Source organism: Micromonospora sp. NPDC005257 (genome assembly GCF_042872445.1).
In the GTDB taxonomy this organism is placed as follows: domain Bacteria; phylum Actinomycetota; class Actinomycetes; order Mycobacteriales; family Micromonosporaceae; genus Micromonospora.
The window spans coordinates 1-11,164 of sequence record NZ_JBIAKL010000026.1; the positions used below are offsets into that span (position 1 = coordinate 1).

Below are 11,164 nucleotides of genomic sequence, written 5' to 3' on the forward strand. Positions count from 1 at the left end.
CACGCTGTCGTCGAACGACTCGACCGGCAGGTTGAAGTGCTGCATCACGCCGGGCAGGTCACAGAAACGTACGTCGACGAACTTCACGTCCTCGTCGGCGAGGTATCGCAGGAGTTCCTCGGAATTGGCGAACACACGTCCTCCTGGCAGGCGTCGTTGATCCTGGCCACGTCCCGTGGCCGGACCGCCCGGGGACATGGCCCGTACCGCCACCGTACGACGCCTCGCCGGGCCCGGCTCGGCAACCGCCCATCCGGGTTTCCTACGCCACAGGCCGGGTAGTCGCCGTACCCGGCGGACCGCCCGGGAGACGACGCGGCGGGAGGTTGGCGTGGTGGGTGCTCCTCGACCGACCGGCGGGCGCTGAGATGTGCGGGATCAGCGGTGAGGCGAGATTCGACGGGGCCGTCCCCGACGCCGCCGCGGTGGCCCGGATGACCGCCGCCATGCGCTCACGCGGCCCGGACGGCGAGGGTGCGTGGAGCGACGGCTGGATCACCCTCGGGCACCGCCGGCTCACCGTGATCGACCTCTCCGAGGCCGGCGCCCAGCCAATGGTCCGCGACGACCTCGCCCTGGCCCTGGTCTTCAACGGCTGCGTCTACAACTACCCGGAGCTGCGCGACGAGCTGCGCGCGGCAGGGCACACGTTCCACAGCACCAGCGACACCGAGGTGATCCTGGTCGCGTACGCGCAATGGGGGGAGCGGTTCGTCGACCGCCTGGTCGGCATGTTCGCGGTGGCGCTGGTGGACCGGCGGCGGCGCCGCCTCGTGCTGGCCCGCGACCGGCTGGGCATCAAACCGCTCTACCTCGCCGAGTCGCCCGGCCGGCTCCGGTTCGCCTCCACGCTGCCGGCGCTGCTGGCCGGCGGCGACGTGGACACCGGCATCGACCCTGTCGCGCTGCACCACTACCTGTCCTGGCACTCGATCGTGCCGGCGCCGCGCACGATCCTGCGCGGGATCCGCAAGCTGCCGCCGGCCACGGTCCGGGTGATCGAGGCCGACGGGCGCAGCCGCGAGCGCGTCTACTGGCGGCCCGAGTACCGGCGCGACCCGGCCCACGCTGGCATGGACGCCGCCGACTGGCGGGCCGCCGTCGGGGACGCGCTGCGCGCCGCCGTACGCCGCCGGTTGGTCGCCGACGTGCCGGTCGGCGTGCTGCTCTCCGGGGGCCTCGACTCCAGCATGATCGTGGCGCTGCTCGACGACGCCGGACAGCACCACCTCCAGACGTTCAGCATCGGCTTCGACAGCCGCGGCGACGAGACCGGCGACGAGTTCCACTTCTCCGACCTGGTCGCCCGCACGTTCGGCACCGACCACCACCGCATCCGGCTCGCCGACGGCGACCTCGGCCCGGCCGTACGCGCCACCGTCACGGCCATGACCGAGCCGATGGGCAGCCACGACGTGGTGGCGTTCCACCTGCTCTCCGAGCAGGTCGCCAAGCATGTGAAGGTGGCGCAGTCCGGCCAGGGCGCCGACGAGGTGTTCGCCGGATACGGCTACCACCACCGGCTGGCCGGCTCGGCGCGCGAGGACGCGACGGCCGAGTTCACCGCCGCGTTCTTCGACCGTGACCACGCCGAGCTGACCGAGGTGGTCGAACCGGCGTACGCCTGCGACGGCGACGCCAGCGGCGAACTGGTCGCCGCCGACCTGGCCGCGCCCGGCGCGCAGACCGCCGTGGACGCGGTGCTGCGCCTGGACACGCACCTGATGCTGCCCGACGACCCGGTCAAGCGGGTGGACAGCATGAGCATGGCGTGGGGACTGGAGGTGCGCACGCCCTTCCTCGACCAGGACCTCGTCACGCTCGCCGCCGCGTGCCCGCCCGAGCACAAGCTGGCCAAGGGCGGCAAGGGCGTGCTCAAGGAGGTGGCGCGGGAGGTGCTCCCCGCCGAGGTCATCGACCGGCCGAAGGGCTACTTCCCGGTGCCGGCGCTGCGCAACGTCGACGGGCCCGTGCGAGAGTTGGTGGTCGAGGCGCTGAGTGCGCCCGAAGCGCGCCGGCGCGGGCTGTTCCGCCGGGCGTACGTCGAGGAACTGCTGGCCGAGCCGGACCGGGCCCAGGCCGCCGCCGGCAGCAACAAGCTGTGGCAGTTGGGCCTGCTGGAGCTGTGGTTGCAGACGCACGGCGTGAGCTGAGCGGGGCGGGAGGAGCACTGTGAAGTTCGTCATCGAGAGCGGGGCCGACGGCAGCGTGGGATTCACCGTGGTCGGCGGCGACGGGCAGGTGCTCGCCACCGGCACGCCCAGCCCGGACAAGGGCTCGGCGCTCGCCGTCGTCGGGGAGCTGATGCACGGCCTGGGCGATGCCTGCGTGGAGGACCACACCGAGGCGGGCGCCGGTCCGGTGGCCGGCACCCGGACCGAGATCGGCGACGACATGTCGGACATCGGCCGCTCCGGCATTCCGCCGGTCTGACTTGGCCTCACGAGCCCGGGCGGGACGGCGCGCTCACTGCTGGTCGCCGTCGGGTGAGAACAGCACCCGATCGGTCTTGCTGGTCTTCTCCTGCTCCTCCTCCGGCTCCGTCACCGCGTTCTCCCTCCGCTCACCGGCGCCCCGGGCAGGCCGCCCCTCGTCCCACGCTATGTGCCGGACGGGCGCCGGGAGCACGTTTCCGCCCGACGGCCGTACTCACCTGCCCGGCTCTTCAGCGGTGGGACTCGATACGCCGTCATGACGTCGCCGTCGCCGCCCTCGAAGCCCGGCACCCCGACCTCTGCCGGCCCTACCCGTCACCCCCTGTAGTGGCGAAGCTGCCCGCGGCAGGCGCACCGCGCGCCCTTTGCTCTGCATCCGTCGGCGCAGCGGTGACGCACGGCCATCGCCGCGTATGAGGCTGCAGAGCAAAGGGCGCGCAGGGGTGTGGGTGTGGCCGCCGCCCGGCCTAGCATCGCCGCTGGTAGGGAGCGTGTGATTCCGAAATCGGTCCATTCCGCCTGGCGGCCAGCAGTCACCCTCTGTGACTCACTGCCGGATCGAGGGCGACGTGACGGTGCGTGGCTCGCCAGTCGCGGACCAGATCGGCCACAGTGGTGCAGCGTACGACCCAGCGCATGGACCGTGGTGCGCTCGTCGATCGAAGCGCCCGGGTCAGCTCCTCCAGGAAACTGGAAGCGGGCCAGGCCGGTCCGGTCACTGCCGCCGGTGGTGGTGGCGTTCGCGTACCAGCTCGGGCCGGACCACGGCGGGGTGCCGGACCACGGCGTGCAGGCCCAGCGCCCGGGTCAGCGACTCACGCGCGGCCGGGTCGGGTTTCCACACCCGTCGAGGCTACGACGCAACCGGCCGCACCGGGTCACCGCAGCTGGTCCACCACCTCGATCACGTCGGCCGGCGCGCGGCGCGGCGCCGGCGGCAGCTCCGCGTCCGGACCCCATCCGACACGCACCACCAGGTACGGGTCACCGATGCCGGCCAGCAGCTCGCGCATCATCCGGCGCGGCCACGCCAGCTCCACGGCGTCGCTGAGCGGCGCGCTCGCCAGCCCCTCGGCGGTGGCGGTGAGCAGCAGCGCCGACAGCGCCTCGCCGCCCCGCAGCCAGGCGGACGGCTCGTCGGAGTCGCCGAACAGGATCAGGTACGCCGCGCCCCGGTCGAAGTCCGCGCCCGCGCTGAGCCCGGCCGCCCCGCCCGGGGCGTAGTCGCGCAGCGGCACCCGTCGCGGGGACGGGCGCACGGCGGTGGCGGCGGGCACCCCGTCGCCGCTGCCCGCCGGGCGGTGGGTCCAGTCGTGCAGCTCCTGGCGGTACGCGGGGTCGGCCAGCTCCGCGTCGGCGGCGCGTCCGGTGGACACGGCCAGCATCGGCATCTGGTCCGGCCGCACCACGTGCAGGTGCGCGCCCTCGGCCTCGACGGCGTCCCCGAGCCGGGCCAGCACGGCCTCCGGCACCGGCCGGTCCCCGTACGCCCGGCGGTCGGTGCGGCGACGCGGAATCGCCTCGACCAGGCGACCCGCCGGCACGTCCAGGTCGGCCGGGCCGGTGGTACGCAGCCGGGCCAGCAGCGACGGGTCGGCCGGATCGGGCAGCCGCTCGACGGTGGCCGCCCAGCCGACCGCCGTCAGCGACACACGCGCGTGGTGCAGGGCGGCGCCGCAGCTCAGCATGAGCAGCCGTCCGTCCGGGTCGGTGTGGGCGAGCTGCCGGTCCGCCTCGACGCGCAGCTCCAGCGTGTCACCGGTGACCCGCCAGCACCAGGGCTGGGTGTTGAACACCGACGGGGCGTGCAGGGACTGCCGGGCGGCCGCCTCCAGCACCCGTACCCTCGGGTCCTGGTCGATGCGGGTCGATGAGCTGTTCATGGCGGCCCTCCTGGTTGCTCGTCCCCTTCCGACCCTGCCCGCCGCCGTCGCGAGCGGACAGGGCCGGAGGTCACGGCCGTGCCGGGCCGTGCGCCCTCCCGGCGTCGCGTCAGGCGTCGTCCGGCTCCGGGGGTACGGCCAGGGCGATGGTGAGGTCGAGGACCGTGGCGGGATCGTGCAGCCGGTCGCCGAACAACTCGCGGAGCTTGCCCATCCGGTACCGGACGGTCTGCGGGTGCACGAACAGGTCGGCGGCCACCTCCTCGCGGCGTCCCTGGTGCAGCAGCCACGACCGCAGCGTCTCCGCCAGCCGGTGCGCGGTGGCCGGCGGCAGCGCGGCCAGCGGCGCGAGGGCCTGCGCGCGCAGGTCGGCCAGGGTCTCCGGATCCATGCTGAGCAGCAGCGTAGCCAGGTGGCGCTCGGTGTCGACAGGTCCGGCGTCCGGCTCGCCGAGGTCGAGCGCGAGCGCCCGAGTGGCCCGCTGGTACGACGCGGCGACCCGGTGCCAGGGCCGGGCCGGGCCGAGCACCGCCCGGTGCCCGCGCAGCAGCCGGGTGAGCTGGCGGCGCCGGCCGCCGTGCATGTCCGGCACCAGCAGTACGGCCAACTCCTCGACCGGGTTCATGCCGGGCAGGTCCTCGCCGCTCTCCAACGTGTACGGGCTGAGCAGCGCCAGCACCGCGCGCAGGTGTCGGCGGGGCAGCAGCACCACTGTGAGCGTCTGCGGTGGCGGCCAGTCGGCGCGTTCGGCGCTGCGCCGCAGCGACTCCTCCGGCTCACCGGCCAGCAACTGCTGAGTGAGCCGTTCCAGGCTGCGGCGGCGCATCCGGCCCGCGCTGGCCAGCTCGTCGGTGTGCCCGGCCACGCTCGCGGCTGACAACTCGTCGATGTAGGCGAACATCAACTCGGCGAACTCGGCCACCGTCGCGGCGGCCAGCCCGCTGCGTACCGTCGTGGTGGACACCTCGCGCCAGGCCACCCGGGCGCCCACCCGGTACGCCGCCAGCAGCGCGTCCATGCTGCGCCCCGAGCGGGCCTCGCCGCTGCCCAGCGCGTACGCGGCCTCCAGCGCCGGGGCCAGGGGAGTGCTCGGGTCGAACGCCTGGGTACCCTCGATGAGCTGGAGGAACGTTCCCAGTGCGATGCGTACCGCGTTTTCGATCTTCGCCCGCATGGCGCCGGTGAGCGCGCCGGAGTAGTCCGGCACCTCGGCGGTGATCGCGGAGACGGTCCGCTCGGCGACCGTCGGTAGCCGGGCGCGTAGCGTCTCGGCCATCCCGGCGTCGAGATTGAGGTGGGCGGCACGCGGCCCCGCACCGGCCTCCAAGGTCATGTTGTTCCCTCCGAACAAAAACCCGCGACTTTTTCACCTTTGTCGGTCAAGATGTTATGCGATCTGGCGGTCACGCTGGTCATATGGCCACAACTGCCCCCCGCCGCGCTCAGAAGGTCACCTTCCGGGACAGGCTGCTGCGGCTGGCCGAGACGGTCACCACGCCGGTGCTGCCCGAGGACTACCTCGACCTGATCGCCCCCCTTCGCGCCGGCGCCCCGCTGCGCGGCCGGATCGTCGCCGTCCGCCCGGAGACCCGGGACGCGGCCACGCTGGTGATCCAGCCCGGTCGTGCCTGGCAGGGCCACCGGCCCGGCCAGTACATCCGCCTCGGCGTGGACGTCGACGGGGTCCGCCAGTGGCGCGCGTACTCGATCACCTCGCCGCCGGACGCCGCCGACGGCCGGATCTCCGTCACCGTGAAGGCCATCCCGGACGGCAAGGTCAGCAACCATCTCGTCCGCCGGCTCCGGCCCGGCACCATCGTGCACCTCGACCAGGCCCAGGGCGAGTTCGTCCTTCCCGCCGCGCCGCCCGAGCGCGTCCTGTTCCTGACCGCCGGCAGCGGCATCACCCCGGTCATGGGGATGCTGCGCTCCGGGCTGGCCGACCGGGCCGACGTGGTGCTCGTGCACTCGGCGCCCACCCGCGACGACGTCATCTTCGGCGCGGAACTGCGCGCGCTCGCCGAACGCGGCGCGCTGCGGCTGATCGAGCGGCACACCGACACCGACGGCCTGCTCGACGTCGCCGAACTGACCGGGCTGGTGCCCGATCACCTCGACCGGGAGGCATGGGCCTGCGGACCCATCGGCATGCTCGACGCCGTTGAGGGGTACTGGTCCTCGAACGGCCTCGTCGAGCGGTTGCACACCGAACGGTTCCGCCCGACGGTGATCACGACGGGCGAGGGAGGAACCGTGACCTTCACCGGAGCGGGCGTGACCGTCGAGTCCGACGGGTCCACCACCCTGCTCGACGCGGGGGAGAACGCCGGAGTGCTGATGCCTTCCGGGTGCCGGATGGGCATCTGCTTCGGCTGCGTCGTGCCGCTGCGCCAGGGCGCCGTCCGCGACCTGCGCAACGGCGACATCACCACTGCCGTACCGGGGGACGGCGTGCTCGTGCAGACGTGCGTGTCCGCCGCCGCCGGTACCTGCGACATCGATATCTGACAGGAGCCACCCACGTGACCGTCATCCAGAGGAAAGCCGTCAACCCGATCGCCCACTTGAGCGCCGAGGACATCGAGATCATCGGCAAGGAACTGGACGCGATCCGGGACCGGGTACTCGCCGACCGGGGGGAGCGGGACGCCCGCTACATCCGCAAGGTGGTCAAGACCCAGCGGACACTGGAGATGAGCAGTCGGGCGGTGCTGCTGTTCTCGCTGTTCCCGCCGGCCTGGATCGTCGGCACGGCCGGTCTCACGGTCGCCAAGATCCTGGAGAACATGGAGATCGGGCACAACGTCCTGCACGGCCAGTGGGACTGGATGCGCGACCCGAAGATCCACTCCACCACCTGGGAGTGGGACCACGTCTCCCCGGCCGACCAGTGGAAGCAGTCGCACAACGAGCTGCACCACCGCTACACAAACGTCGTCGGCAAGGACAACGACCTCGGCTACGGCATCATGCGCGTCGACGAGGACCAGCCCTGGCACCCGATGCACCTCGGGCAGCCGCTGTGGAACCTGCTCAACGCCGCGTTCTTCGAGTACGGCATCGCCGCGTACGACATGGAGCTGGGCGACCACCTCAAGCAGCGCAACCTCAAGGACCCGAAGTTCCGGGCCAAGGCCAAGGCGGTCGGCCGCAAGATCCGCCGCCAGGTGCTCAAGGACTACGTGGTGCACCCGCTGCTGTCCGGCCCGTCGTTCCTGACCACGCTCGCCGCCACGTTCACCGCGAACCTCCTGCGCAACGTGTGGAGCCACTCGGTGATCATGTGCGGACACTTCCCCAACGGCGTGGAGACGTTCGAGAAGACCTCCATCGAGGGCGAGACGCGCGGCGAGTGGTACCTGCGGCAGATGCTCGGCTCGGCCAACATCAGCGGCAGCCGGCTGCTGCACATCATGACCGGGAATCTGTCGTACCAGATCGAGCACCACCTCTTCCCCGACCTGCCCAGCAACCGCTACCAGGAGATCGCCCCGCAGGTGCGGGCGCTGTTCGACAGGTACGGCCTGCACTACACCACGGGCCCGCTGCCCAAGCAGGTCGCCTCCGCCTGGTGGAAGGTCATCCGCCTGTCGCTGCCCAACCGCAACGACAGCCGCCAGCCGGTCGCCCCGGCCGCGCTGGCCTCCTCCGGCACGGCCTGACCCACCCGTCCGGTGCCGGCCGGTGGACTTCCACCGGCCGGCACCCGACCGGGAAATGCGGTGGCCCGGAACGCACTGACGGGACTACGGTGGGCGGTATGCAGAACAGGCGCAGCACCACCGCCGCGGCCGCGCGAGCTTCCCGCTCGCCGGTTGCCGCCGCCTGACCTGCCCCACACCCACGCCGGCGACCGGAAACGGTCCGCCGGCGTCGTCGTGTCGACGCCGTGAAACGCGCGCGGCGGGCCGTCCGGTCACCCGTACCCGGAAGGCACCCCGCCGTGACACCCGACGACATCACCCAGACATTCCTCGACCACTACCACCGGCACGGCCACCAGTTTGCGCCGGAGAGTTCACTCGTTCCGCCACCCGGCGACCCGGTGCTGTTCACCACGTCCGGCATGCACCCGCTCACGCCGTACCTGCTGGGGCGCCCGCACCCGGGCGGACGGCGACTGGCGAACGTGCAGCGGTGCCTGCGCACCACGGACCTGGACGAGGTCGGCGACGACACCCACCTGACCGTGTTCCAGATGCTCGGCTCGTGGTCGCTCGGCGACTACGACATCGCGACCAGCCTGCGCTGGGGCTTCGACCTGCTCACCGGCGGGTTCGGCATCCCGGTGGAGAGGCTGCACGCCACGGTCTTCGGCGGCGGCAGCGGTGAAGGGCCGGACGACACCGCGCGGGACACCTGGACCGGGCTCGGCGTGCCGGTGGAGGCGCTGGGCGAGGACAACTGGTGGTCCAACGGCCCGACCGGCCCGTGCGGACCGGACTCGGAGATCTTCGTGTGGACCGGCGACGGCCCGCCCACCGGCACGCCCAGCACCGACGTGCGCTGGGTCGAGGTGTGGAACCACGTGCAGATGCGCTACCACAGGCACCCCGACGGCCGGCTCACGCCGTTGCCGCACTCCAGCATCGACACCGGCATGGGCCTGGAACGGCTGGAGATGGTGCTGCGCGGCGACCGCTCCGTGTTCACCGGCGACGGGCTGCGCCGGTGGGTGGCCGAGGTGGGGGACCGGTGGGACCTGCGCGATGAGGACCTGCGCGTGGTCTCCGACCACCTGCGGTCCGCGGTGGTCGTGCTCGGTGACGGGGTACGCCCCGGCAACACCGGCCGCGGGTACGTGCTGCGGCGGCTGCTGCGCCGCGCGCTCACCGTGCTGTGGCGCGACGACCCGGCGCGCAGCCTGGACGAGCTGCCACCCGAGCTGTACGCGGACACGCTGCACCGCTTCCGCCAGACGCTCGGACCGGGCACGCAGCCCGGCGGGCAGCCGGTCGACGTCGGCTCGCTGCGGGCGACACTTGTGGACGAGGAACGCCGTTTCCGGGGGCTGCTGCGACGCGGACGGCCGCTCGTCGACCGGGTACGGGCGCGTGGACCGCTGACCGAGCGCGACTACCACTGGCTGCACGACACCCACGGGCTGCCCCGTGACCTGGTCGACGGTCTGCTCGCCGAGGCCGGCTGAGCGGCGGCGTGGTAGCGGCGGCCGGGTGAGCGGCGGCGGCTGAGCGGTGGCCGCCCGGCCGGGCCGGTGCCAGACTCGGAGGCGGACGCCACGCGAGGGAAGCGGACGCCGCCGCGAGGAGAGGGCAGCCGATGACCGAGGTACGGCCGGACGAGGAGACGGTGCCGCTGCTCGGCGCCGAGGTGCGCATCGCCGACGCGGCCGGGCTGCTCGCCGCCGCCGTCGACGGGCCGGTGGATTTGCTGGTCGACGGCGACTTCCCGGCCCCGGTGCGGGAGATGCGCTGCTCCGTGCGCGCCGACGTCGCAGTTGGGCAGCCGGTGCACCGCTTCGAGGCGTACCTGCGGGTGGAGAGCACCCCGGCGGGCCTGCTCGCCCTCGGGCTGGCCGGGCCGGTCGGCGTGCTTCTCGCCGAGCGGCTGGCCGCCCGCGGCGGCGACGGCCCGGCCGCCGCGGTGGGCCGGATCGCGGCGGAGGCCGGGCGGCGGATCTGGCCGCGACCGGTCGCCACGCTCGCCGCGCCGCCGGGCGACGAGGCCGGCCGGGAGGTGCTGCGCACGGCCCGGGAAGCCGGGCTGCGGCCCCGCGTCGACCAGGACAACGGCACCGTACGCATCCGCGCCGACGTGCCCAGCGCCGAGGTGGCGCCGGCGCATCTGCGGGCGATGCTCGGCCTGCTGCTCCAGGCCGTACGCGAGTTGTCCGGCGACAGCGACGAGCCGACGGTGCTGCGCGGACGGACGTACCTCGTGGTGCGGCGGCCGGTGACCGCGGCCGGGCCGCGCAGCGCGGCGGTGACCCTCGACCAGGTCGGCGGACTGTCCGACGTGGTCGCGCGGTTCCGCGAGGTCGCGGTGTCGTTCCGGCACCCGGCGGCGATGGCCCGCTGGGGCGCGCGCCGGCCGCAGGGCATCCTGATGTACGGGCCGCCCGGTACCGGCAAGACCATGCTGGCCCGGGCGCTGGCGAACGAGATCGGCGCGGACTTCGTGGAGATCCGCACCCCGGAGATCCTGGACAAGTACCTCGGCGGCTCGGAACGCAACATCAAGCGGATCTTCCGGGAGGCACGCCGCTACCGGCGGCCCACCGTGATGCTGTTCGACGAGTTCGACTCGATCATCAGCTACGCCGGTGCCGGCGGCGACGCGGCCAGCCAGGCCGTCAACGCCGTCGCGGGCATCTTCAAGCAGGAGATGAACACGCTGTTCGAGGAGAACCCCGACGTCATCGTGGTGGCCACGACCAACTTCCCGCAGCGCGTGGACGCCTCGCTGATCCGCTCCGGCCGCTTCGACCTGAAGATCGCCATTCCGGCGCCGGACGAGGCCGGACGCGTCGAGATCCTCACCAAGATGGTCCGCGAGCTGATCGAGCGGTACGAGCGGCCGGGCTTCACGATGTTCGCCGACGACCTCGACCCGGCCGCGCTCGCCGCCGACACGGCCGGGCTGACCGGCGCGGACCTACGCGAGGCGCTGCGGCGGGTGCAACTCGCCAAGGCGCTCCGGGAGGCGGCGGAGGGTGCGCCGCCGGCTCCGATCGGCCAGGACGACATGCGGGAGGCCGTCGCGGGGTTGCGGCGCGGCTGAGGTCGCCGGCCGCACCTGCCGTGATGGCGGGACCCGGTGGTGTCCGGGTCCCGCCGTGGTGGGTGTGGTGGTCAGATGCCGTAGACGAATTGGGTGTCTACGGGG

General features: G+C 73.1%; 10 protein-coding genes. 6 read left to right on the plus strand and 4 right to left on the minus strand.

The features are described 5' to 3' along the window. The first annotated feature begins 368 nt into the window (after window positions 1–368). Window positions 369–2,153, plus strand: coding sequence for an N-acetylglutaminylglutamine amidotransferase (locus ACFYO8_RS29470; RefSeq protein ID WP_354873131.1), 1,785 nt, complete (start codon window positions 369–371; stop codon window positions 2,151–2,153). A gap of 19 nt (window positions 2,154–2,172) precedes the next feature. Next, window positions 2,173–2,433, plus strand: coding sequence for a hypothetical protein (locus tag ACFYO8_RS29475; RefSeq protein ID WP_354873098.1), 261 nt, complete (start codon window positions 2,173–2,175; stop codon window positions 2,431–2,433). Between the two features lie 33 nt (window positions 2,434–2,466). On the opposite strand, the gene ACFYO8_RS29480 is transcribed toward ACFYO8_RS29475, so the two are convergent. The 4 genes from ACFYO8_RS29480 to ACFYO8_RS29495 all read right to left on the minus strand — a co-directional run bounded on the left by ACFYO8_RS29480 (window position 2,467) and on the right by ACFYO8_RS29495 (window position 5,651). Next, window positions 2,467–2,628 carry a hypothetical protein gene (locus tag ACFYO8_RS29480; protein WP_357710257.1) on the minus strand — a complete coding sequence of 54 codons (162 nt, stop codon included), beginning with the start codon at window positions 2,626–2,628 and terminating at the stop codon, window positions 2,467–2,469. Window positions 2,629–3,150: 522 nt separating this feature from the next. Further along, window positions 3,151–3,279 carry a hypothetical protein gene (locus ACFYO8_RS29485; RefSeq protein ID WP_354873100.1) on the minus strand — a complete coding sequence of 43 codons (129 nt, stop codon included), beginning with the start codon at window positions 3,277–3,279 and terminating at the stop codon, window positions 3,151–3,153. 34 nt (window positions 3,280–3,313) lie between these two features. Then, a complete protein-coding gene (locus ACFYO8_RS29490; RefSeq protein WP_354873102.1) occupies window positions 3,314–4,318 on the minus strand; it encodes an Acg family FMN-binding oxidoreductase in 1,005 nt (334 codons plus the stop codon). Window positions 4,319–4,427: 109 nt separating this feature from the next. Continuing rightward, on the minus strand, window positions 4,428–5,651 hold the full coding sequence (locus tag ACFYO8_RS29495; protein WP_354873104.1) for a helix-turn-helix domain-containing protein: 1,224 nt from the start codon (window positions 5,649–5,651) through the stop codon (window positions 4,428–4,430). Window positions 5,652–5,734: 83 nt separating this feature from the next. On the opposite strand from ACFYO8_RS29495, the gene ACFYO8_RS29500 reads away from it, so the two are divergent. From ACFYO8_RS29500 to ACFYO8_RS29515, 4 genes are all read left to right on the plus strand, one after another. Beyond that, complete coding sequence (locus ACFYO8_RS29500) at window positions 5,735–6,826, plus strand: ferredoxin reductase (RefSeq protein ID WP_354873106.1); 1,092 nt, start codon at window positions 5,735–5,737, stop codon at window positions 6,824–6,826. 14 nt (window positions 6,827–6,840) lie between these two features. Continuing rightward, on the plus strand, window positions 6,841–7,980 hold the full coding sequence (locus ACFYO8_RS29505) for an acyl-CoA desaturase (RefSeq protein ID WP_354873108.1): 1,140 nt from the start codon (window positions 6,841–6,843) through the stop codon (window positions 7,978–7,980). Window positions 7,981–8,261: 281 nt separating this feature from the next. Next, window positions 8,262–9,467, plus strand: coding sequence for an alanine--tRNA ligase-related protein (locus ACFYO8_RS29510; RefSeq protein ID WP_387257830.1), 1,206 nt, complete (start codon window positions 8,262–8,264; stop codon window positions 9,465–9,467). A 131-nt stretch (window positions 9,468–9,598) separates the two neighbouring features. Beyond that, a complete protein-coding gene (locus ACFYO8_RS29515) occupies window positions 9,599–11,059 on the plus strand; it encodes an ATP-binding protein (RefSeq protein WP_357710248.1) in 1,461 nt (486 codons plus the stop codon). The last annotated feature ends 105 nt before the right edge of the window (window positions 11,060–11,164 follow it).